The organism is Octadecabacter sp. SW4 (genome assembly GCF_008065155.1).
GTDB lineage: Bacteria > Pseudomonadota > Alphaproteobacteria > Rhodobacterales > Rhodobacteraceae > SW4.
On sequence record NZ_CP042819.1, the window covers coordinates 1166028 to 1187974 of the forward strand.

Annotated in this window: 21 protein-coding genes; 15 read left to right on the forward strand and 6 right to left on the reverse strand. The window is 62.7% G+C overall.

The genetic code is table 11. The annotated features are described in order from the left end of the window. Positions 1-28: 28 nt before the first annotated feature. The 3 genes from FTO60_RS05830 to FTO60_RS05840 are packed head-to-tail and all read right to left on the reverse strand — an operon-like array spanning position 29 to position 3319. The gene (locus FTO60_RS05830) at positions 29-1150 is read right to left on the reverse strand and encodes a bifunctional 2-polyprenyl-6-hydroxyphenol methylase/3-demethylubiquinol 3-O-methyltransferase UbiG (protein ID WP_148055081.1); all 1122 of its coding nucleotides are present in this window, start codon (positions 1148-1150) and stop codon (positions 29-31) included. After that, a complete protein-coding gene (locus FTO60_RS05835) occupies positions 1147-2331 on the reverse strand; it encodes a class I SAM-dependent methyltransferase (protein WP_172623813.1) in 1185 nt (394 codons plus the stop codon). Before FTO60_RS05835 ends, FTO60_RS05830 begins: the two co-directional genes overlap by 4 nt. Beyond that, positions 2321-3319, reverse strand: coding sequence for an NAD(P)-dependent oxidoreductase (locus FTO60_RS05840; protein ID WP_148055083.1), 999 nt, complete (start codon positions 3317-3319; stop codon positions 2321-2323). Before FTO60_RS05840 ends, FTO60_RS05835 begins: the two co-directional genes overlap by 11 nt. 50 nt (positions 3320-3369) lie before the next feature. On the opposite strand from FTO60_RS05840, the gene FTO60_RS05845 reads away from it, so the two are divergent. The 12 genes from FTO60_RS05845 to FTO60_RS05900 all read left to right on the forward strand — a co-directional run bounded on the left by FTO60_RS05845 (position 3370) and on the right by FTO60_RS05900 (position 17246). Further along, complete coding sequence (locus FTO60_RS05845) at positions 3370-5103, forward strand: glycosyltransferase (protein WP_148055084.1); 1734 nt, start codon at positions 3370-3372, stop codon at positions 5101-5103. Further along, entirely contained in the window at positions 5100-5843 is a 744-nt protein-coding gene (locus tag FTO60_RS05850) for a sugar phosphate nucleotidyltransferase (RefSeq protein ID WP_148055085.1), read from the forward strand. The genes FTO60_RS05845 and FTO60_RS05850 overlap by 4 nt, the downstream gene beginning before the upstream one ends. A gap of 59 nt (positions 5844-5902) precedes the next feature. Next, positions 5903-6796, forward strand: coding sequence for a LysR family transcriptional regulator (locus FTO60_RS05855; RefSeq protein WP_148055086.1), 894 nt, complete (start codon positions 5903-5905; stop codon positions 6794-6796). Positions 6797-6886: 90 nt separating this feature from the next. Beyond that, a complete protein-coding gene (locus FTO60_RS05860; protein WP_148055087.1) occupies positions 6887-7357 on the forward strand; it encodes a formate dehydrogenase subunit gamma in 471 nt (156 codons plus the stop codon). Continuing rightward, positions 7354-8865, forward strand: a complete 1512-nt coding sequence (locus FTO60_RS05865; RefSeq protein ID WP_148055088.1) for an NADH-quinone oxidoreductase subunit NuoF — start codon at positions 7354-7356, stop codon at positions 8863-8865. Before FTO60_RS05860 ends, FTO60_RS05865 begins: the two co-directional genes overlap by 4 nt. Positions 8866-8965: 100 nt before the next feature. Further along, positions 8966-11842: a formate dehydrogenase subunit alpha gene (gene fdhF, locus FTO60_RS05870; protein WP_148055089.1), complete on the forward strand. Its 2877-nt coding sequence runs from the start codon at positions 8966-8968 to the stop codon at positions 11840-11842. Then, positions 11839-12657, forward strand: coding sequence for a formate dehydrogenase accessory sulfurtransferase FdhD (gene fdhD, locus FTO60_RS05875; protein ID WP_148055090.1), 819 nt, complete (start codon positions 11839-11841; stop codon positions 12655-12657). Before fdhF ends, fdhD begins: the two co-directional genes overlap by 4 nt. Continuing rightward, positions 12647-12862: a formate dehydrogenase subunit delta gene (locus FTO60_RS05880; RefSeq protein WP_148055091.1), complete on the forward strand. Its 216-nt coding sequence runs from the start codon at positions 12647-12649 to the stop codon at positions 12860-12862. The genes fdhD and FTO60_RS05880 overlap by 11 nt, the downstream gene beginning before the upstream one ends. A 92-nt stretch (positions 12863-12954) precedes the next feature. Then, positions 12955-13890, forward strand: a complete 936-nt coding sequence (locus tag FTO60_RS05885) for a hypothetical protein (protein ID WP_148055092.1) — start codon at positions 12955-12957, stop codon at positions 13888-13890. After that, entirely contained in the window at positions 13887-15080 is a 1194-nt protein-coding gene (locus tag FTO60_RS05890; protein ID WP_148055093.1) for a hypothetical protein, read from the forward strand. Before FTO60_RS05885 ends, FTO60_RS05890 begins: the two co-directional genes overlap by 4 nt. Continuing rightward, positions 15073-16047: a hypothetical protein gene (locus FTO60_RS05895; protein WP_148055094.1), complete on the forward strand. Its 975-nt coding sequence runs from the start codon at positions 15073-15075 to the stop codon at positions 16045-16047. Before FTO60_RS05890 ends, FTO60_RS05895 begins: the two co-directional genes overlap by 8 nt. Further along, positions 16044-17246 (forward strand): glycerate kinase, encoded by a 1203-nt coding sequence (locus FTO60_RS05900; RefSeq protein WP_368074263.1) that lies wholly within the window; start codon positions 16044-16046, stop codon positions 17244-17246. Before FTO60_RS05895 ends, FTO60_RS05900 begins: the two co-directional genes overlap by 4 nt. On the opposite strand, the gene FTO60_RS05905 is transcribed toward FTO60_RS05900, so the two are convergent. Continuing rightward, on the reverse strand, positions 17236-17946 hold the full coding sequence (locus FTO60_RS05905) for an endonuclease/exonuclease/phosphatase family protein (RefSeq protein WP_148055095.1): 711 nt from the start codon (positions 17944-17946) through the stop codon (positions 17236-17238). The two genes, FTO60_RS05900 and FTO60_RS05905, sit on opposite strands and share 11 nt — an antisense overlap. 44 nt (positions 17947-17990) lie before the next feature. On the opposite strand from FTO60_RS05905, the gene FTO60_RS05910 reads away from it, so the two are divergent. Both FTO60_RS05910 and FTO60_RS05915 read left to right on the forward strand, forming a co-directional pair. Continuing rightward, positions 17991-18635, forward strand: a complete 645-nt coding sequence (locus FTO60_RS05910) for a hypothetical protein (protein WP_148055096.1) — start codon at positions 17991-17993, stop codon at positions 18633-18635. A 72-nt stretch (positions 18636-18707) separates the two neighbouring features. After that, positions 18708-19016, forward strand: a complete 309-nt coding sequence (locus FTO60_RS05915) for a hypothetical protein (protein WP_148055097.1) — start codon at positions 18708-18710, stop codon at positions 19014-19016. Between the two features lie 27 nt (positions 19017-19043). Here FTO60_RS05915 and FTO60_RS05920 read toward each other — a convergent pair whose 3' ends face one another. Then, positions 19044-19553 (reverse strand): flavin reductase family protein, encoded by a 510-nt coding sequence (locus FTO60_RS05920; protein ID WP_254696900.1) that lies wholly within the window; start codon positions 19551-19553, stop codon positions 19044-19046. A 345-nt stretch (positions 19554-19898) separates the two neighbouring features. Here FTO60_RS05920 and FTO60_RS05925 point away from each other — a divergent pair, with 345 nt between their 5' ends. Next, entirely contained in the window at positions 19899-20921 is a 1023-nt protein-coding gene (locus FTO60_RS05925) for a saccharopine dehydrogenase NADP-binding domain-containing protein (RefSeq protein ID WP_172623814.1), read from the forward strand. A 61-nt stretch (positions 20922-20982) separates the two neighbouring features. On the opposite strand, the gene FTO60_RS05930 is transcribed toward FTO60_RS05925, so the two are convergent. After that, positions 20983-21804, reverse strand: a complete 822-nt coding sequence (locus FTO60_RS05930; RefSeq protein WP_302849711.1) for a patatin-like phospholipase family protein — start codon at positions 21802-21804, stop codon at positions 20983-20985. Between the last annotated feature and the right edge of the window lie 143 nt (positions 21805-21947).

Here is a 21947-nt window from a genome sequence, read left to right on the forward strand (position 1 = left end):
GTGAAATGAAAAAGAAAGAAAAATTTAACTAAATGGCGAAAATTTCGGCTTTTGTCCCGATTTCCTGCAGGTTTCGGGCGATTTCGTCACTATAAATCGGGTTCATTACAATCAAGGCGATATCACTTTTGCCTGAAATCGCTTGGGGCGTGTGTGTCATCACTTCAGTGCCCAAAACATAGCTGCCCGCACGGTTGGGGTTGATATCGATGACCCCTGCCACCAGCCCGGGTGTGCCCAGATGCGCCAGAAACGCCGTCGCCCGCGAGCCTGCACCCCAGAGCCATATGGCGCGACCCTGAGAATGCAAACCGGTCAGTCTGGCGCGCCACTCTGGTCCAAATGCGGCGACGGCACTGGCAAAATCGGTGGGCACAGGTGCGCGGGTTTGCGCGCGCGCGGGTGGGGTATCTTTGGTTGCTGCCATCCCCAGATGCTGGCCATCAAACGTGATCTCGGGCGCCAGCGGTGCCAATCGGGCGCGGATCATCAGGGCTGACAACGCGGTGGGCGTGAAATAGTTGACGTGTTCATAAAGCAGATCGCAGGTCAGATGATCGGCAATCATCCGCGCCGCGTGTGGCACCTGGCTGATCAGCGTGCGACCCTTGGCCAGCCATGTCGCCTGCACCCGAGTAAACGCCAGCGGATCGGGGACATGTTCCAGCGTCATGCGGTTGATCACCAGATCGGCCTGCTCGCCGCCCTGGGGCAGCTCCGTCGCGGTGATGCGAAAACGCGCCCCCGCTAGGGTGCGGGCGGCGGGATCAAAGCCCTGCAGATCGGCTGTTGTGACCTTGGCCAGCACCTCCAGAAACTCGCCTTGACCACAACCCGCTTCGACAATCTGGCGCGCCTTGGGCGCATATCTGGCGATCCAGTCGCGCCCAAGCTGCGCCAGATAGGCGCGAAAGACGGGCGAAAAAATCTGTGTCCCCTCATAGTCGGGGCCATAGTGGATCAAACTGGAATCAAAGGAAATGTTCCAAAGAAATCCGCAAGTTGCACAGTGCCACAGATCGATCGGGCGGCGCGGCGTCGCAAGGGATTCACGTGCATCACGCACCAGAACGCAAGAGTGCACCGGCACGGGCGGCGTGGATAGCAGGTGCGCGGTCTCGCGCGATGCGCAGCAGGGACAGGCGGTCATGTCAACTCGTGCAGATGGGGGACGGGCACCATGATCCGGCTGCCCGCAAAACGGGGCGCGATTTCGCGCGCAATGTTCCAGGCAAACAGGAACAGGGTGGCGGGCGCGCGGGCTTCAAGCGCGGCGGGCGCAATGATTGGCACGCCGCCCATGGGCAGATACCGCCCGATCTTGGACGGCGCAGCATCCGCCACCGCTTGCAGCGGCCAGTCACAGCCCGATGCGGCGATCAGTGTCACCGTTTTGGCCGCAGCACCGTAGCCATAAAGCGGGCGATCCCCGAGGTCATGCAAGAAGCGCGCCACATCACCGCGAAACCGCTTGAGGGCGGCGTCCAACCGGGCGGGGGCATCGGCAAGGGCGGCGGCCTCGGCCTTGATCGCGGGGGCAATATCAGCGCTGTGAGCCGTGTCAGGCTGACACCAGACCCGCAAACTACCGCCCTGCATGGCGATATCTTCGACGGCTTTGATGCCCAATCCGGCATCGCGCAACAGGGCCGCCAGGGAGCCCAGCGAGAAATGCGCGTGGTGTTCATGATATACCATGTCGAACGCGCCCGCCGTGACAAGTGCGCGCCATGACTGCACCTCGATCATGATGAAACCACCCGGCGCCAGCACGGATTTCGCATTTTTAATCAATTGTTTGGGAGTATTTACATGGGCCAACACATTGCACATGTGCACCGCCGTGACGGGGCCGTGGTCTGTTAACACCTGATCAACAACGCGGGCGTCAAAGCCCGCGTTGATCACGGTCAGCCCCTTGGCGCGCGCCGCCAGTGCCGGGCCGGTTGCCGGATCAATGCCGATGGCTGTGATTCCGCGCTGGGCCAGCGCCGCTTGCACCGCCCCGTCATTGCTGCCGACCTCAAGCGTGGTCGCGCCTTTGGGCAGATGGCTGGCAAGGGCGGTGGCGATATCATCCGCGTGGGCGCGCACGGCCGCGGAAACCGATGCAAAATAGGGATAATCCGGTGCAAAAAGCAGATCATCGGGCAGGGCTGTGCGGTTTTGAACCAACCCACATTCAGCGCAATCCACCAGCCCAAGCGGGTAGCGGGGGGGATCGGCATCGGGCTCAGATAGCAAGGCATTGGCGATCGGACTGGCCCCCAGATCAAGGATATCCGTCACCGCACCACCACAGGCGCGACACTGGCGTAGCTTAAAGGGCATCGCGCGCCTGTCTGGTCGCGCTTGCGGGCAGGTTGGCAAGGCGCACGAACCGCCGCGCCGCAAGGTCGCCTGCAAGATTGGGCAGGGCGCGGAAACTGGCGACGGTTTCGCGCACCGCGGCATCAAAATCATCGCTATAGGCAAACGCCGGATAGGCGCGCGAAAATGCGGATCCAAGAACCTGATAAGAGCGCAAATCGCGCCCGGCATTCGCGCCGAGCACGGGCGGGGCAGCGCCCGCGACCCGGGCTGCGCGCTGGGCCGCCTGTGCCACGGTCATCTGCATCTGCGGCGGGGCGATATTCCAGATCGGGCGGGGCGTTGGCAGGGCAGGCGGGTGCAATGCCGCGACAAAGGCGCGGGCGAAATCCTGCACCGGCATGAAGGGGCGCCAGCTTTGGCCATCCGATGTCAGCGTCAGCGGTTTGCCGCAGGCGGCAAGCGCGCAAAGTTCGTTCAATAACAAGTCGGTGCGCGGGCAGGCCGAGGGGCCAAAGGCAGTTGCGCCGCGCAGGGCCGCCACGCGAAACTGCGGTGTGACCAGCGCCAACAATCCGGTTTCCGCATCGGTCTTGGCCTGCGCATAGGGGGTCAACGGTGCGATCGGCGCACCCTCGTCAAGCGCGGCAGCACCGCTATCGCCGTAAACGCTGCAACTTGAGGCAAAGACAAATGCGCCAACCCCGGCTGCACGGGCGCGCCGCGCAAGATCAAGGGTCGCAGCGGTGTTCAACGCATGTGTTACGTCAGGGGCCAGCGCACCCAGCGGATCGTTGGAAAAGCCCGCCAGATGGATGATCGCGGCAACGCCTTCCAGCTGCACGCTGCGCAGTTGGCGAAAATCACACGGCACATATGCGGCCCGATCCGTGCGCGCCGCACTGAACCAGCCGATATCACAGGCGACAACCTGATGGCCCCGCGCGCGCAAGGCCGCGATAACGCAGGCACCGACAAAACCGGCCGCCCCAGTTACGATGACTTTCACAGCAAAAAAACTCCGCTCCCTGTGAAAACCATGCTAACCACTTGATCACAATGACGGAAGCAAAAATCACCACGGCTGGTCCGAACCTGTTGATCATCGGTGCGCCGCGTGCTGGCACAACGTTTTTATGGGGCTGGCTGGGGCAGCATCCTGATATCTTCGCCCCGCCCGTGAAAGAGCCGCATTACCACCTGGCAGACCGATGGCCACTGGGTGGCCCCGAAGCCGAAGCATTTACAGCGCCCCTTGCGCAGTATCTGGCAGGCAAAAAGGCGCAGGTCTGGGGCGGATTGATGAGCGATCCGCAGGATTATGCCGCACTTTACGCGCCCGGACTGACCGCGCGCTACAGGTTGGAAGCAACACCAAACTATTTTGCCGAAGGCGCCGCTATGGCCACGCGCCTGCGCGATCGGCTTGGCCCCGATATTCGCGTGATCGTCATGCTGCGCGATCCGGTGGCGCGCGCCTTGTCACAGATGCGCCTGTTTCGCCAGCTCGGATGGGAAGACAGCACCGATTTCGCCGCCGCCTTGTCGCTTGGACCCGATCGCCTGGCCAAGGGCTGGGCCCCGACCTGGGATTACCTGCGCTACAGCGAAGTCGCGGCACCCCTGGCCGCCTGGCAGGCCGTATTTGGCGACCGCTTGCACGTGATCACCCATGATGCGCTCACCTATGCACCCCAGGCCACGATGGCGCGGGTGCTGCACTGGCTTGACCTTCCCGCCGTCGCTTTGCCCTTGCCCAAACAGCGCAACGCCGCCGCCGTGGATGATGGGATCACCATGGCAGGGGCGGAGCGTGCTGTTGCGGCCTCGGGGCGGCTGGATCTGGTCGCGGAACGCGCCGTGCTTGCGGCGCAATCGGACCCCGCCCTTGCCCCGCCCGTGGTCAGTATCGGCATGCCCGTGCGCAACGGTGGCGCGGGTATCGCCAAGGCCCTGAAAAGCCTTTTGGCGCAAACCTATCCGCATCTGCATATTCATGTATGTGATAATGCGAGCACCGATGACACCGCCGCGATCGTGGCGGATATCGCAGCCCGCGACCGCCGGGTGACCCTGCATCGTTTCGAAAATTCCGTAGGTATTCAAGATAGTTACAGGCGTGCGCTCATGTGCTGCGATACTGCCTATTTCATGTTTGCCCCCGCCGATGATCGCTGGGACCGGGCGTTCATTGACGAAGCCGTGCGCGTCATGCAGGCCGATCCGACGCTTGCGGTCTGTTGCGGCCAGATCACGATGGTTGACGGCGAAGGCCGCGGGCGCCTGTCCAAGGGCACGGTGCCAATTGCGGGCAAGCCGCTGTCGCGCTGGACCAGGGCATTGATGCGCAGCTACGACGCAAGTCGTATTTACGGGCTGCTGCGGGCCGATTGCCTTGACGGGTTGATCCCTGCCACCGCCCCCGAAGGCTGGGACCATTACAGCGTGGCCAAGTTGGCGCTGCGCGGCAACTGCGCGCGGATTGACGTGCCGGCCATGACGCGCGGACAAACGCCCGTCGCGACCTATCGCGCGCTGATGTATACTCAGGAACGCGGCCCGTGGCGGCGGGTCTTTTTCATGCGTCACGTGGCGGCGTTGTTTCGCGATGATCCGGCATTTGACACGCGGCCCCTGCGCGCGCGCCTTGCGCTGACCAGCTTTCAACTGCTGCATACCCAGCAAGGACTAGCGGGCCGCGGCTTTGGCCCTCTGCGCTGGCTTGCGCGGCGCGGCGCGGGGATGTTGCGCGCCCTTGCGTCCGTATCACCCGACAGGGGCTCAACCACATGAGCAAGCCCCACGGCATTATCCTTGCGGGCGGCGACAGCCTGCGGTTTGCGGGGGCAACGGGATTGCACAAGTCACTTGCACCCATCGCGGATGCGCCCTTGATTCTGCATGTGGCCGCGATGCTGGTGCGTGGCGGTGCGGGCGCGATTACCGTGCTGACCGGTGCCGCTCACGCTGCAATTTGCGCAGGTCTGGGAACTGGGCAATTGCAGGTCCGCGGCCATGCACCCACGCACATCACCCTGCGCCAATCCGCCCCCGATCTGGGGACCGCTGGCCGTTTGGCAACCCTGCCCGCCGCCATGCTGGGCGAGGGGGCGTTGTTGGCTTACACAGATGTGCTGAGCGATGCACCCCTGGCCGATCTGCTGGCCCTGCGCCGGTCCCGCCAGGCCGCTCTTGCCATGCTGGCGGTGCAGCCGGATATGCCCTGGGGAATTGCCAGGTTGCAGGGTGATAAAATCACTGATTTCACAGAAAAACCCCCGCTCGATCGTGGCTGGGTGAATGGTGGTATCTTTGCGGTTTCAGCCGCGATTCTGCCCCATATCCACGCCCCGCACGAAATGCTGGAGCGTGAACCGATGGCACGCCTGATCGCGGCCGAACAGGCGGTGGCCCTGCGCCACCGCGGTATTTGGCGGGCGGTTGATACGACCAAGGATCACGCGCGCCTGAACGACGATCTTGCGCGCGCTGCGCTTGACGGAATCGCGGATGCCCGACCGCGATTGATCTAGTGGTGCGCCCGCCTGTGCCCTGCTAGGCTGGCATGACCACAGCCAAAGGTGCACCCCTGATGATCGACAAACTGGACATGTTCATCGCCCTTGCACGCGAAGAACACTTTGGCCGCGCTGCCCAAAGCATGGGTGTGACCCAGCCCACCCTGTCAGCCGCCATCAAGCAGCTTGAGGATAGCCTTGGGGTGATGCTGGTCTGGCGTGGATCGCGGTTTCAGGGGCTGACACCCGAAGGCCAGCGCGTGCTGGAATGGGCGCGCCAGATCGTTGGCGATGCGCGCACCATGCGCGAGGAAATGCGCGCCGCGCGTCAAGGCCTGTCGGGCAACCTGCGCCTTGCGGTCATCCCCACGGCACTGACGGTCGTGTCGGATCTGACAGCGGGGTTCACGGTGAAACACCCCGGTGTGCGTTTTACGGTGCTGTCACGGACATCGGCCGAGATCCTGACAATGCTGGAGAATTTGCAGATCGACGCGGGCGTGACCTATCTGGAAAACGAACCACTTGGGCGCGTCACAACCGTGCCGATTTATGCCGAACGCTACGTGCTGGTTGTGCGCGCCGATCATCCGCTGGCCGGGCAGGCGGGGGTGGCTTGGGCCGCGCTGGGCGATCTGCCGCTGGGCCTGCTGACGCCTGATATGCAAAACCGCCGGATCATCAATGCGCATTTGACGGAGGCGGGCGTCGACATCGCCCCCAAGGTCGAAGCCTCATCGACCGTTGTGCTGATCAGCCATGTCTTGCAGGCCAATTGGGCAACCGTTCTGCCCCTGCGCGCAGCGCAGATATTCCTGAAAGCCGGTGATTTGGCCGCTGTGCCGCTGACTGGCAGCGACGCCAGCCACGCCGTGGGCCTGATCGCACCCTATCGCGAACCGCATACGCCCGTGTTGGCGGCGCTTTTGGCGCAAGCCCAGTCGATTTCAGACCACAGGGTGCCATGATAGGTTACTCCTATCAAACAACGGAATTGCGATATTGATTACCGGCGTGACCTGCGCGATACCTCGCGGGCGCACGCAAGGGAGTCTATCATGTCCGCCAGCCAAGCCACCAAAGATACAATGGCCCGTATTCTGGCCGCACATGACGGGCTGGAAGGGCCGCTTTTGCCGATCCTGCACGCGGTGCAGGCCGAGATGGGTTTCATCCCGGAAGACGTGCAGCCGATCATCGCCAATCACCTTAATATTTCGAAGGCCGAAGTGCATGGGGTGGTGACGTTTTACCACGATTTCCGCGATGCCCCCGCAGGCCGCCATATCGTTAAAATCTGCCGTGCCGAGGCCTGTCAGGCGATGGGGGCCAATGGATTGGCTGAGGCGACACTTGCGAAACTGGGCGTGGACTGGCACGGCACCACGGCCAATGGCGCGGTGACGGTCGAACCGGTCTACTGCCTAGGTCTATGCGCTTGCGGCCCCGCCGCGATGGTTGATGACCGCGTTCTGGGTCGGGTGGACGGGGCGAAAATGGATGAACTTCTGGCGGAGGCGGGCGCATGAAAATCTACGTTCCCCTTGATAGCGCGGCCAGGGCGCTGGGCGCGGACGCGGTTGCCGATGCGATTACGCGCGAGGCAGCAAAGCGCGGCATGGACGTGCAGGTAGTGCGCACCGGGTCGCGGGGCATGGTCTGGCTGGAACCGCTGGTCGAAGTCGGCGAGGACCGCGCGGCCTTTGGGCCGGTTTCGGTCGCCGATGTGCCGGCCCTGCTGGATGGCAAACTAAAAGGCCACGGCACGGCCACCGATATCCCGTTTTTTGCAAAGCAAACCCGCCTGACATTCGCCCGCTGTGGCGTGATCGACCCGCTTGATCTGGACGACTACCGCGCGCATGGCGGGCTGGTTGGCCTGCGCCGCGCGGTGGGTATGACGGGCACTGAGATCGTGACCGAAGTCACCGAAAGCGGGCTGCGTGGCCGTGGTGGCGCGGGGTTCCCGACAGGGATCAAATGGAACACGGTGGCAGGTGCGCGAGCGGATCAGAAATACATCGTCTGCAACGCCGATGAGGGCGACAGCGGCACCTTTGCCGACCGGATGATCATGGAGGGCGATCCGTTCACCTTGATCGAAGGGATGGTGATTGCCGGTATCGCCGTTGGCGCGACCAAGGGCTATGTCTACCTGCGCAGCGAATATCCAGACGCTATTAAGATCATGTCGCAGGCCGTTGAAATCGCGCGTGAAAGCGGCGTTTTGGGCGCGGCTGTTCTGGGCAGCGATCATGCGTTCGATATGGAAATCCGCGTTGGTGCCGGGGCCTATGTATGCGGCGAGGAAACGTCGCTGTTGAACTCGCTGGAGGGCAAGCGCGGTGTTGTGCGCGCCAAGCCGCCACTGCCCGCGCTCGAAGGGTTCATGGGTAAGCCAACGGTGGTGAACAACGTGATTTCGCTGGCCACGGTGCCGGTGATTTTGGAGAAAGGCGCGCAGCATTACAAGGATTTCGGCCTTGGCCGCTCGCGCGGGACGATCCCGATCCAGATTGCCGGAAACGTGGCCCATGGCGGGCTGTTCGAGGCCGCCTTTGGCATGCCCCTGGGTGAGCTGGTTGACGAGATCGCCGGTGGCACCGCCACGGGCCGCCCCGTCAAGGCGGTGCAGGTCGGCGGGCCTTTGGGGGCCTATTTCCCACGCGCCAAATTCGACACGCCCTTCGGGTATGAGGAATTTGACGGGCAGGGCGGCTTGATCGGTCATGCCGGTATTGTCGTGTTTGACGACAGCGCCGATATGCTCGGCATGGCGCGGTTCGCGATGGAATTTTGCGCCGTGGAATCTTGCGGAAAGTGCACGCCCTGCCGGATCGGTGCGGTGCGCGGCGTTGAAACCATTGACCGGATCGGGCGCGGCGACAGTGCCGCCGTCGAGATTTTGACCGATCTTTGTGATACAATGCGTGACGGGAGCCTGTGCGCGCTGGGCGGGTTCACCCCGTTCCCCGTCATGTCGGCGCTAACGCATTTCCCCGATGATTTCGCCACCAAGAAGGAGGCCGCGGAATGATGTTTTCGAATTTGCTGCGCAAATCCGACCGGCTGGGGGTTTTGCACCCCCAGACCCCCGCAGAGTTTTTTGGCCAAGATGAAGTTTGGAAGGATTTGCCATGAGAGATTTCATCATCCCCACAGATATGGGCACGCCTGCGTCGCGATCCACCAAGGTGATCACGCTGACGATTGACGGCTTTGATGTGACGGTGCCCGAGGGCACGAGTGTCATGCGGGCATCGGCCGAGGCGGGCATTGCCGTGCCGAAGCTTTGTGCGACAGATAGTCTTGAGGCCTTCGGGTCTTGCCGCCTTTGTGTGGTCGAAATCGAGGGGCGACGGGGCACGCCGGCGTCTTGCACCACCCCGGTGGCTGAGGGAATGATTGTCAAAACGCAATCTTCCAAGGTCAAGAAGATCCGAAAAGGCGTTATGGAATTGTATATTTCCGATCATCCGCTGGATTGCCTGACCTGTGCAGCCAATGGCGACTGCGAATTGCAGGATATGGCCGGAATGGTCGGGTTGCGCGATGTGCGCTACGAGGCTGTGGCGACGCATTTCGAGGCACGCAACGCCGGTGGCGACATCAATCCGCAATTCATCCCCAAGGATGATAGCAACCCCTATTTCACGTATGATCCGGCCAAATGCATTGTCTGTAGCCGCTGCGTGCGCGCCTGCGAGGAAGTGCAGGGAACATTCGCACTGACCATCGAAGGCATGGGGTTCAATTCGCGCGTGGCCGCTGGCACGGCGTCGGATGATTTTCTGGCCTCTGATTGTGTGTCCTGCGGCGCTTGCGTGCAGGCCTGCCCGACGGCGACCTTGCAGGAAAAATCGGTGATTGAACTGGGCACGCCGGAACGGTCCGTCATCACGACCTGTGCCTATTGCGGGGTCGGCTGTTCGTTCAAGGCGGAACTGAATGGCGACGAATTGGTGCGCATGGTGCCTTACAAGAACGGCAAGGCCAATCGCGGCCATTCCTGCGTCAAGGGCCGCTTTGCCTATGGTTATGCCAATCACGCCGACCGCATCACATCACCGATGATCCGCGACAAGATCACCGATCCTTGGCGCGAAGTATCCTGGGAGGAGGCGATTGGTTTCACCGCCCAAAAGCTGCGTGATCTGCAGGCCAGACACGGGCAACAGGCGATTGGCGGCATCACGTCAAGCCGCTGCACCAACGAAGAAACCTTCCTGGTGCAAAAGATGATCCGCGCGACATTCGGCAACAACAACACCGACACCTGCGCGCGGGTCTGCCATTCGCCGACGGGCTATGGGTTGAAGACCACATTTGGCACATCCGCTGGCACGCAAGACTTTGATTCTGTTGAACATACTGACGTTGCAATCGTCATCGGCGCGAACCCCACCGATGGTCACCCCGTCTTTGCCAGCCGCCTGAAAAAGCGTCTGCGCGCGGGCGCGAAATTGATCGTGATTGACCCGCGCCGGATTGATCTGGTGAAAACACCGCATGTGGCGGCCAGCCATCATCTGCCCCTGCGCCCGGGCACAAACGTGGCCGTGTTGACCAGCATCGCCCATGTGATCGTGACCGAAGGTTTGATGGACGAGGCGTTTATTCGCGACCGCTGTGACTGGGATGAATTCGCCGAATACGCCGAATTTGTCAGCGACCCGCGCCATTCCCCCGAGGCGACCGCGCTGCTGAGCGGCGTCGACGCTGATGAGCTGCGCGGCGCGGCGCGGCTTTTTGCCAAGGGCGGCAATGGCGCGATTTACTATGGCCTTGGCGTGACAGAGCACAGCCAGGGGTCAACCACCGTCATGGCGATTGCGAATCTTGCGATGATGACCGGCAATCTGGGCCGTCCCGGTGTGGGCGTGAACCCCTTGCGCGGGCAAAACAACGTGCAGGGGGCCTGCGATATGGGGTCATTCCCGCATGAACTGCCCGGCTATCGGCATGTCTCTGATGATGCGACCCGCGAGGTGTTCGAAAAACTTTGGGGGGTTGAACTGGATGCAAAACCCGGGCTGCGCATCCCCAATATGCTGGACGCCGCCGTCGATGGCACCTTCAAGGGGCTGTATGTGCAGGGCGAGGATATCTTGCAGTCCGACCCCGATACCAAACACGTCATGGCGGGCCTTGAAGCGATGGAGTGCGTGATCGTCCACGACCTGTTCCTGAATGAAACCGCCAATTATGCGCATGTGTTCCTGCCCGGTTCGACCTTTCTTGAAAAGGACGGAACCTTTACCAATGCTGAACGTCGCATTAACCGTGTGCGCCGTGTCATGGCCCCGCTGAACGGCTATGCGGATTGGGAAGTGACCATGCTGCTGGCCAATGCGATGGGGGCCGGATGGACCTATACGCACCCCAGTCAAGTGATGGATGAAATCGCCGCGACGACCCCAAGTTTTGCCAATGTTTCCTATGAGTTGCTGGAAGAACGCGGATCGGTGCAATGGCCTTGCAATGATGCCAACCCAGATGGTGCACCAATCATGCACATCGACAGTTTCGCGCGCGGCAAGGGGCAGTTCATCATCACCGAATATATCGCCACCGAGGAACGCACAGGTGCGCGTTTCCCGCTGTTGTTAACCACCGGGCGCATCTTGTCGCAGTATAATGTGGGGGCGCAAACGCGGCGCACGCAAAACGTGGTCTGGCACGCCGAGGATGTGTTGGAAATCCATCCCCATGACGCCGAGGTGCGCGGCGTGACCGAGGGCGATTGGGTGAAGCTGGCCAGCCGGTCGGGGGATACGTCGCTGCGCGCGCATATCACGGACCGCGTGTCACCGGGTGTGGTTTACACGACGTTCCACCACCCCGATACACAGGCCAATGTGATCACCACCGACTACAGCGATTGGGCGACGAACTGCCCCGAATACAAGGTCACGGCGGTGCAGGTCGGGAAATCCAACGGTCCAACGGACTGGCAGGAAGATTACAATGCGCAGGCCGAAAAGTCGCGCCGTATCCTGCCTGCCGCCGAATGACAAAGGGCGCCCATAGCGTCGCTGGCGTCGCGGTCCGCAAGGGCCGCGAACAGGCGGTGACGCGCGCCCTTCCTGACGAAGTGCCGGTGGCGCTGGTTTACAACGGCAGCACCCAGGCGGTGATGATGGCCACACCCGACGATCTGCATGATTTCGCCCTGGGCTTTAGCCTAAGCGAGGGGATCATCACCGACCTGACCCAGATCGAGAAGTTTGAAATTGTCAAGCATGGTCAAGGGCTTGAGGCGCAAATGTGGCTGTCGGATGATCGTGCCGATGCTTTGGCCGCGCGCCGCCGTTTTATGGCGGGGCCGGTGGGATGTGGCCTGTGCGGGATCGATTCATTGGATCAGGCGCTGCGCGACTTGCCCGCTGTCACCAGCGATCTGACCCTTGCCGCCGATGATATTCCAGCGGCGATGGCAGCCCTGCGTGCCGCCCAGCCATTGCATGACCAGACCCGCGCGGTGCATGCGGCCGGGTTTTATGTGGCGGGGCAGGGGATCGTCGCCGCGCGCGAGGATGTGGGGCGCCACAATGCGCTGGACAAGGTGATCGGCGCGATGGCCCGAGCTGGTGTCAGCGGTGCGGGTGGCGCCATTGCCATTACCAGCCGCGTTTCGGTTGAAATGGTGCAGAAATGCGCCGTGGCGGGCGCGCCTGTGCTGATCGCGGTCTCTGCGCCAACGTCTTTGGCCGTGCAAACGGCGCTGGATGCCGGTATCACCATTGCCGCGCTCGCCCGCGATGACGCCTTTGAAATATTTACCCATTCTGCCCGTATCAAGACCGGAGCCACGCCACATGTCGCCTGAAAAAATGGTCATGATGACCAACCAGATCGCCAGCTTTTTCGCCACGCAGCCCGATGCGGACAAGGCCAGCCGCGTCGCCGACCATCTGCGCGAATTCTGGGAACCGCGCATGCTGGACCAGCTTTATGCCCATGTGGATGCGGGCGGCGCGGGGTTGTCGCCATTGGCGCTGGAAGGTGCACAGAAGTTGCGCGCCACCGCATAGGGTGGGTTAAAACCCGGGTTTCCCCATATCATCACGCCCTTGTATGCCACCCGCGTGCGCCCTACCGTTCGCCAAAGCTGATCCGAGGCCCGATGCTCCGACCTTTGCTGAAATCCGCCGCGCGGCGCTATATGGATGTGACCCTGCGTGCAGGCGCGCGCAACGTGCGTATTGTTGAACGTCCCGGTGCATGGATGCCGCCAGGCGCGCTGTCCGACCTAAGCGCCGATCTGCGCCATGTGGCGGCGCGGACCCTGACCGGCGCGCTGACCTACGGCGTGTTTTCGGGTGACGCCGATGTCATGAAAGATGTCGTTATTACAGTTGTTTACGGTGCGGATGGCACCCCTGTCGCTTTCAATGCCCTTGCCATCATGCAGGTCCAGACCCGCCCGCGCCCGCGCGAGGTATTGCACCTTGGTCTTGTGATGATCGACCCTGATGCGCGTCAGGAGGGTCTGGGTTGGGTGCTATATGGGCTGACCTGTTTTCTGATCTTTATCCGCAACCAGATGCGCCCGCTTTGGGTGTCCAACGTCACGCAGGTGCCTGCGGTCGTCGGCATGGTCAGCACCGTCTTTTCCGATGTCTGGCCGCGTCCCGATGGCGGGCGTTGCCCCTTGCAGCATCTGCTCTTGGCCCGCGCGATCATGGCCTCCCATCGCCCGGTTTTTGGCGTGGGCAAAGAAGCCGCCTTTGACGAATCCCGCTTTGTGATCGCGCGCGCCTATACGGGCGGGTCCGATGATCTGCAAAAGACCTGGGATGTGGCTCCCAAACACCGCGACGACAGCTATAACACATTTTGTGCCGACCAACTGGACTATGGGCGCGGCGATGATCTGCTGCAACTGGGCCGGATGGACACAGCCGCCATGCGCCGCTTTCTGGCACGCGAAGTGCCGCGTGCCGCCCGGTTCCGCCTGCTGGGTGCGGGCGCGCTTGTCGCTTTGCAACGCCTTGTTTTGCCACTGATTTACTGGTCCGATAGCAAGCGGGACTATGGTATCCTGCGGGCGCGCGCATGACCCCTGTCGCCCCCATGATCGGGCAGGTGTTTCTGTCTGTGGCGGCCCTTGGCGGGATTGTGCTGGTTTACGCTGTGCTGCGCGCGCGCGCCCCGTTTGATCCACTGAACCGCCGGTTTCTGTTTGCCTTGCGTGTGCTTATGCTGATCTTTGCGGGTCGTGCCCTGATCATTTTGACGGGCATCGAGGCGTTTCGCTTTGTCGTGCTGCTGGGTGCTGCGCTGGTGCCGCTTGCGGTGCTGCTGTTGAGCGAAGGGCTGCTGCGTTGGCATGCGCCGCGTTGGGCCAAGCTGATCGTGGGCACGGGCACGGCGCTTTTTGCCGTATTGGCTTTTTGGGTTGGCGACAGCATCGATCCGGCGCGCCTTGCCGGGCTGTTGGCCTTTCAACTGATCGGCTTTGCCATCGGTGGCTGGCTGGTGCTGACACGCGATCGCACCACCCTCAGCGTGCCGGAAAACCGCGCCGTTGATCGTCTGGCACTGTCGCTGGTGTTGCTGGTGCCCCTGGGGGCGACGGATTTCCTGATTGATTATCTGGGGCAGCCTGTGCAGGTCTCGCCCCTTGCGGTATTGTTTCTATGCTGGCTGGCGATAAGCCTTGCGCGGGCGCAAACCGGCCACGGCGCCCCTCTGCTGGGATTTGGCGCGGCACTGCTTGGCGCGGGCTTTGCGGCGGGGGCCATTGCCATTGCTGCCGGTATGGGCTGGCAGGGCGCGCTGTTGACGCTGGCGATTATCGGCGCGACCATGTTGCTGGTGATGATCTACGTCGATACCCGCAGCCTGCACAGCGACCTGCAAAGCCAGACGTTGCTGCGCCATATGGCCCAGGGCGAAGGCGGCACAGCCACCGAATTCTTGCGCGGGCTGGCCGCGCATCCGCTGGTGCAGGGGGCTGCCTTTATCGACATCAGCGCCCATGACGATCTGGATGGCCCGGTGCTGGCCCGCATCTTTGCCCGCGCACCCGTCCTGCGTCGCATTGATGGCAATCACGCGGGCGCCGAGGCGGAACATATCGCCCATCTTTTCGCCCGCTTCGGCGCAAGCCACTTCCTGTTGGTTGGTGATGCGCCCCTGCGCCTGCTCGCGCTCTCCTTGCCCGCTATCACCGCAGCACCGCGCACCGAACTGGAACTGGCAGCGCTGCAGCGCATGGCCTGGCTGATGGGGCAGGCGGATGCTTGACGGTGCAGTCATTGATCAGGTCGTGACCCGTGCCAGTCTTGCGCCCTCGGTCCATAACACCCAGCCGACCCGTTGGATGTTTACCCAAACCGGTGCCGACGTCTATTGCGACACGCGCCTGATCCTGCCCCGCGCCGATCCCTCTGGCCACGGGGCCGCGCTGTCGTGCGGCGCGGCGATCGAGGCGGCGGTGCTGGCGCTATCGGCCCACAAGATCGGCGCAACGGTCACGGACCTTTGGCATCTGGGCCATGACGGGGCCGATCATTTGCGCCTGATTGCCCGCCTGGACCTGACGGGCAAGGGGGCCGAGGACGGCTTGCACGCCCAGCTTGAACGCCGCTTTACCTGGCGCGGGCTGTTTGATGCGGTCCCTGTCGCGCTGTTTGGCTGGACCCGTGCGGACACGCGTTTGGTCACTGATGTGCCCGGCCGCGCCTTTTTGGCCGATATCAACGACCGCGCCAGCCTTGCGATCATGCAGTCGGGCCCGTTTCGCCGCGAGTTGCGCAAGTGGATGCGCCTGCGCCCCAATCACCCGCGCGCGCCCCATGACGGGATGAGCCTTGCCGCCCTGCGCATGACACCCGCCGAGGGGCGCGGTGCCGGTCTGGCGCTTGGTCCGCTTTGGCCGCTGCTGAACCTGCTTGGGCGCACCAAGACCCTGACAGCCGAAGCCGAGGCGACAAACACGGCCCCCGTTATCGCGCTGTTTCACCGCCCCGTCGCCGAAAGCCCTGTGACCAGCGGACGTGCCTATCTGCGGATGTGCCTTGAGGCGGCAAGCCTGGGCATGGCGGGTTGGCCGATGGCGGCGATCAGCGATGATGATGCCACGCGGGCCGAAACCTGCGCGCGTTTCGGGATCGGGCCGGATCGACGACTTATACAGGCAATTCGTTTCGGGCGGGCAGGGGGGGCGGCTCCACCGCGCGCAAGACGGCCCTTGGCAGAGGTGATCTTGTGACGATCGCCGCGCAACGTGCACAAGCCCGCGCCCTGTTCGATGCAGGTGTGGCCGCCGCCGATCCGGTTGCCGCGACAACGCGCGCCTTGGCACAATCGCCTGTTGCCGCGACCCTGATCGTGGCTGTCGGCAAGGCGGCGCGTGGCATGGCGCAGGCGGCGATGGCGGCCAGCTCCGATGTGCCCTGCCTGATCGTGACGAATTACGAAAACGCCACCCCGCTGGCAGGCGCGCAGGTCTTTGCCGCGGGCCACCCCGTGCCCGATGAAAACGGTGCCCGCGCTGCGGATGCGGTGATTGCCGCGCTTGGCAATCTGGGCGTGCAAGATCATGTGCTGGCGCTGATTTCCGGGGGTGGGTCGGCGTTGTTGCCCGCGCCAGTGGCAGGCGTGTCGCTGGCGGAAAAGGCGGCGGTGAACGATCTGTTGCTGGGGTCGGGCGCCGACATTATGCAAATGAACCTCGTGCGTCAGCACCTGTCGCGCCTCAAGGGCGGTGGTTTCTTGCGCAGCGCGGCCCCTGTGGTGGTGACGGCGCTGATCCTGTCGGACGTCATGGGCGACGATCTGCGCGCAGTGGCGTCGGGGCCGACGGTTGCGCCCCTTGGCACGAGAGCGCAGGCGCGCACCATACTGCAATCCCTTGATATCTGGGAAAAATGCCCTGCGTCCGTGCGCGCCCACCTGTCGCGCGCCGAGACCACAGTAACCGCTCCAAAGGCCGACAATCGCCTGATTGGCGCGAACCCGATCAGCCTGCGTGCGATGGCGGACCATGCGCCAGACGCTCGTGTCATCGCCGACCCCGTCACGGGTGATGTCGCCGCTGCCGCCCGCAGGATCTGTGACGCCGCCGGTCAAGGCATCACCCTGTGGGGCGGCGAAACCACGGTGCAGTTGCGCGGCACGGGGCGTGGCGGGCGCAATCAGGAACTGGCGCTGCGGATCGCGCTTGAGGCGCGCGCGCGGGGCTGGACCGGACCTTGGGTCTGCCTTCAGGGGGGCACGGACGGGCGCGACGGGCCAACGGATGCGGCAGGTGGATTGGTCGACAGCGGAACTCTGGATCGGATCAGCGACGTGGCGGGCTTGCTGGCCAATAACGACAGTTACACCGCGCTGGCGCAGGCGGGTGATCTGTTGATCACCGGGGCGACAGGGACGAATGTTGCTGATCTTGGCGTGTTGATCAGGGGTTAGGCTGCGGCGATACCGCTGCGACAATCGGGCGGTGGTCGGACGGATGCGGGGCGGGCATCTTTGGTGTCGGCTCCATGCGGACCTGTAACCGGTCGCAATGCGCGATCCGGTCCAGCGGCAAAAGCGGCAGTACCGATGGAAAGGTGCGCGCGGCGGGCAATATCGTAAAGTCCTGCGCGATCCGGCCCAGCCCGACACGGACCGACCGTTCGTTGAAATCACCGGCGATGACGGTTGGCATCGGCGCCAGCGTGGCGATGAAGTCGCGGATATAATCAAGCTGGCGGCGGCGCGAGCGGCGCAGCAGCCCCAGATGCAGCCCGACGACACGCAGCGGCCCAAGCGGGCTTTGCAGATCAACGACGATCGCGCCGCGTGGTTCCGCACTGGGCAGATCAAGACGGTGAACGTCCCCTGCGGTGATCTCGGGGCGCACGAGCAGCGCAATCCCGTGCCAGCCAAGCGAGCGGTCATCGCCCGCCACAGGCACAAGGCCGGTTATATCCTGCAGTAGATCGCGGGGCAGGGCAGAGGGGCGCGCGCCCATCCGAAAATCAGCCTCTTGCAGGGTGACGATATCGGCCTTGAGTGTCGCAATTGCACGTAGCGTCCGCGCCGGATCGCGGCGCAAATCCGTACCCAAGCCAGCGCGGATGTTATAGCTTGCAATGCGCAGGGCTGTTTGAAATTCATCATCCATGCACCCTATATAGGGGGCAGTGCCAGCCAGTTGTAGAGGGGCGCATGCCGCAATCTCGTGATCCACGCGTTGTCCGCCTGTTGCAGGGTATTCTGATCCTCGCGATGGCGGGCGGCGTCTACGAAGGGCGCTGGTCGATGGTCTTTATCGCGCTCGCCACGCTGGTGCTGACCTTTACGCCACGGCGCTTTGCGCGCTGGCTTGGGGTCGAATTGCCGGCCAGCTTTGTGGTGGCCATCGTGTTCTTTGTCTTTGCCACGCTGTTTCTGGGCGAGGTGTTCGATTTTTACGAGCGTTATTTCTGGTGGGATATCGCGCTGCATTTTGGCAGTGCGATGGGGTTTGGCTTGCTGGGATTCCTGTTCATTTTCATGCTTTTCGCAGGCGACAGATATGCCGCCCCGCCTGCCGCAATCGCGGTTCTGTCATTCTGTGTAGCCATCGCGATTGGCGTGCAATGGGAAATTTTCGAGTTCGCGATGGATCAGATTTTCGGGCTGAACATGCAGAAATCGGGCCTGATGGACACGATGTATGATCTGATAATCGATACTTTCGGGGCCGCTCTGGGGGCCTTGGCGGGGTATTTTTACCTCAGGGGGCGGCAGTTTGGCGGGCTTGGTGCCATGATCGAGCAGTTCATCGCGCGCAATGCCCGGCTTTATCGCAAACTGCGCAAGCGTAAATAAGCAGGGGCGTTGGGCTTTTGGTAAGGTTTTGGCCGCAGGTTGGGGCCGTAAACAACCAGAAGGACAAGCAGAATGCTTACGATTCCTCCCGGCGCGGGTCTCGTCTCGCAGGCCAGCGCACCTACACGCCCGTCGCCGCCCCACCAAGATGCTGACGGCCCGCCACAACCGGCCGCACGCGAGGCTGAAACCGGCCCGCCACCACCATCCGTCAACCGGATCAGCGGGGCCGATGCCCAGGCGCTTGTTCAGGGGTTGATTGATGGCAATGCCGCTGCGGAGGCGTCAAATTCCAACGGCGTGTCGCAACGGCTGGTCGCGGATGCACAGGTTGCATATGGTGGCGCGGCGGTGAATGTGTCCTTGTCGCAGATGAAATAAGCGCGGGGCGACATTGCCCTGCGCGCATCATCCCTTGAAGCTGACAAACCGTCCGGCCTGAAACAACAGGGGCATGCCGCTGCGAAAGGCCGCCCGTTTGACCCGCCCGATCAGGATCACATGATCACCGGCGTCATGGGATGCTTCGAGCGTGCATTCAAAGCGCGCAAGGCAGCCGCTGATCAGCGGGGTGTTGTTGTCATCCAGATCCCAATCCAGCCCGTCAAAGGCCGCCTTGTCACGGGTAAACCCATCGCAAACCTCGCGTTGATGCCCGTCAAGGACGTGAATGGCGAAATGCGGGGCAGTGGCGAAATAGTCAAAGCGCTTGCTGGATTTGGCCGGTGACCAAAGCACCAAAGGCGGATCAAGCGACACACTGGCAAAGCTGTTGGCGGTGATCCCGATGGGGCCATCACCGCTGTCGGTCGTGACCACGGTCACGCCTGTGGCAAAGGCACCAAGCGCGTCGCGGTAGGCCCGCGGATCGTCCTGTGGCGCAAATCCGTTCATCGTTGCAGTGCCTTTTCCGTCCATTTTGCGAACCTCGGGGCCAAGAGCCAAAGTGTAAAGCAAAAACCGCGCCTGCCGGTCCAATTTGGGCGTGGTTCACCGGGTATTGATTTGATCGGGCCGCGATGACCGGCCCGATGATCGTCATTGGGCGTTGAGCTAGGAAGACCATGGCCAAAGGCAAGGCGGTGCGTGTTGATCGCGCCAGGGCTCGGCGCGGGCACCGCAGAGGTGTCTTGCACCCGCGCCCTTGGATATATCATGCACGGTCCGCGTGGTTCCACGACGATTCCAAATGGTCAGTTTGTCGTTGACATGCCCCCTGCTGGAGCCACTACGACCTTTCAAAAAAAACAAGGGAAGTCCGCAATGAAGACGCAAAAACCAATCATCGTCGTCGGCGGATATGGGGCCGTTGGACGCTATATCGTCGCTGATCTGCATCACATGCTGCCCAAGGCCCGGATCATTGTCGCGGGTCGATCGCTGCCCAAGGCCCAGTCATTTGCCGACACCTTTGATGATCGCGTCACGGCGGCCACTGTCGATGTGACATCTGAAAGTTCGACCAGTGCCGCTTTTGCGCAATCGTCACTGGTTATCCTCAATACCGAGGCGGGGGCCGAAACTGCGGCACGTATTTGCATTGAACAGGGGATATCCCTGATTACCGTGGCCGCCAGTGTCCCGCTCATACGCGCCATTGCGACGATGCACCGGGCCGCACGCGCGGGCGATGTTGCGCTGGTGACCGAGGTCGGACTTGCGCCCGGTCTGCTCAATCTGATGGCGCATCGGATCATGGCGGATCAGCCGGATGCGCGGTTCCTGGACCTTGTCATACAGCTTGCGATGGCAGGGGATCATGGCGCCGAGGCGATGGCGTGGACCATTGCGCGCAGCAATGAGGCAGGGCGCGCGATTGCCCTTGCGCCCGCGCTGCCCAAGATCGGTCGCTGGGTCATCCCGGTTGATTTCGTGGATCGTGAAAAGATGGCTGGCGACCTGAAAGTCGAAACGGTCACATCCTCCCTGGCGCTGATGCCCGCGTGGTCGTCGCGGGTATTGCCTTACGTGGCCCCGTTTCTGGCAAGGCACCCGCGCCTGCTTGCGAAAATCGCGGGTCCGGTCGATGCCATGTCCCGTGTCCTGCGCTTGCCGTTTGACAGTTTCAACCTCGTGGTGCGGGCCCGGGCGCAAGACCGCAGCGCGGTGTTGCACCTGCGCGGTCAAAACCAATCGCGCGTTACGGGGCGGGTCGCAGCGATGACCGCGGCACGGCTGGTGGAACAGCCGCAAAACACGCCGCGCGGCGTTGTCGCCTTGACGGATATCGTCACCTTCGATGATCTTGGCCCCGCCCTTGAAGATATCGGCTGCACGCTGACATAGGCCTGACAGCGGCCGCACAGTGCATCCGCGGCGGCTGTCGCAAACCAGCGCTCACATCGTGCTACGCGGGGTCAAGCAGAGCTTTGATGTCATCGTAGGCGCGGCGTGTGGCCACGGCCCCCGCCGCAATGCAGTGCCGTTTCAGCGCAAATTCAAGCGTGCCGATGGATTGGCGAAACGCGGGCCGGATCACCAGATCCGCCTGCGCGAACCGCAGTCGCGCATGTTCATATTGGCAGACTTCGATGGATCGCATCATCGCCTGTATGCCGTTTTTCGGGCCGGTGGCGTTTTCGCGCTGGCTTGGGTCTACGGCAATCACGGCCTCGACGCCTGTCGCCCTTGCAATATCAACCGGCGCGATATCGGCATAGGCTCCATCCATCAGCACGTGCGGTCCATCGACCAGCGGCGGTAATATTCCGGCAAGCGCCGCGCTGGCATAGACGTAGTCCGTGGCACGCCCCTTGCTGAAGACCACGCGCGACCCGCTCAGCATATCGGTTGCGCAGACAAAAATCGGGATACGGCCATCTTCAAGGTTCTTGCCCAGGTTCATGCCCGTCAGGACGCGCCGACCCCAGGTTTCGGTGCGCGCGCCAACCCCCCAGCCGAAATACATGTCCCGCGCCGCGAGCAGGGCGGTGCGAAGCCCCCGTGCCCGCGCCGCGAAACCCGGCATCCGAAAGTCGGGTGCGACGGGAAATCCGCTGGTATCCATGCCCACCAATTCGTCGAACCAGTTATCGTTCAGCGCATAGGTGGAGCCAACGACCGCACCCATCGATATGCCGACGATAGCGCTGGGGACATAGCCGCGGGTGATCAGTGCCTTCAGCACACCGGCATGTGAAAGACCCCGCGCGCCGCCGCCGCTGAGCACCAGAGCAAAAGATTTGTGTGCGTTGCGGCTGGGTATTGCTGGGCCTGTCAATGGTCCGCCTCCGTCTCGTGGTTGGGTGCGCGTGTTTCAAGAGCGGATGAACCATCCTGGCGCATCCCGCGACACTAGGGACGCCGAATGGC

Excerpts from the sequence above, each read along its gene's own strand:
- FTO60_RS05860 (WP_148055087.1), top strand. The coding sequence starts at position 6,887 with ATGTCCGCCAGCCAAGCCACCAAAGATACAATGGCCCGTATTCTGGCC.
- FTO60_RS05920 (WP_254696900.1), bottom strand. The coding sequence starts at position 19,553 with ATGGACGGAAAAGGCACTGCAACGATGAACGGATTTGCGCCACAGGAC.
- FTO60_RS05890 (WP_148055093.1), top strand. The coding sequence starts at position 13,887 with ATGACCCCTGTCGCCCCCATGATCGGGCAGGTGTTTCTGTCTGTGGCG.
- fdhD (WP_148055090.1), top strand. The coding sequence starts at position 11,839 with ATGACAAAGGGCGCCCATAGCGTCGCTGGCGTCGCGGTCCGCAAGGGC.
- FTO60_RS05845 (WP_148055084.1), top strand. The coding sequence starts at position 3,370 with ATGACGGAAGCAAAAATCACCACGGCTGGTCCGAACCTGTTGATCATC.
- FTO60_RS05830 (WP_148055081.1), bottom strand. The coding sequence starts at position 1,150 with ATGACCGCCTGTCCCTGCTGCGCATCGCGCGAGACCGCGCACCTGCTA.
- FTO60_RS05835 (WP_172623813.1), bottom strand. The coding sequence starts at position 2,331 with ATGCCCTTTAAGCTACGCCAGTGTCGCGCCTGTGGTGGTGCGGTGACG.
- fdhF (WP_148055089.1), top strand. The coding sequence starts at position 8,966 with ATGAGAGATTTCATCATCCCCACAGATATGGGCACGCCTGCGTCGCGA.
- FTO60_RS05880 (WP_148055091.1), top strand. The coding sequence starts at position 12,647 with ATGTCGCCTGAAAAAATGGTCATGATGACCAACCAGATCGCCAGCTTT.
- FTO60_RS05865 (WP_148055088.1), top strand. The coding sequence starts at position 7,354 with ATGAAAATCTACGTTCCCCTTGATAGCGCGGCCAGGGCGCTGGGCGCG.
- FTO60_RS05850 (WP_148055085.1), top strand. The coding sequence starts at position 5,100 with ATGAGCAAGCCCCACGGCATTATCCTTGCGGGCGGCGACAGCCTGCGG.
- FTO60_RS05905 (WP_148055095.1), bottom strand. The coding sequence starts at position 17,946 with ATGGATGATGAATTTCAAACAGCCCTGCGCATTGCAAGCTATAACATC.
- FTO60_RS05915 (WP_148055097.1), top strand. The coding sequence starts at position 18,708 with ATGCTTACGATTCCTCCCGGCGCGGGTCTCGTCTCGCAGGCCAGCGCA.
- FTO60_RS05895 (WP_148055094.1), top strand. The coding sequence starts at position 15,073 with ATGCTTGACGGTGCAGTCATTGATCAGGTCGTGACCCGTGCCAGTCTT.
- FTO60_RS05925 (WP_172623814.1), top strand. The coding sequence starts at position 19,899 with ATGAAGACGCAAAAACCAATCATCGTCGTCGGCGGATATGGGGCCGTT.
- FTO60_RS05885 (WP_148055092.1), top strand. The coding sequence starts at position 12,955 with ATGCTCCGACCTTTGCTGAAATCCGCCGCGCGGCGCTATATGGATGTG.
- FTO60_RS05855 (WP_148055086.1), top strand. The coding sequence starts at position 5,903 with ATGATCGACAAACTGGACATGTTCATCGCCCTTGCACGCGAAGAACAC.
- FTO60_RS05910 (WP_148055096.1), top strand. The coding sequence starts at position 17,991 with ATGCCGCAATCTCGTGATCCACGCGTTGTCCGCCTGTTGCAGGGTATT.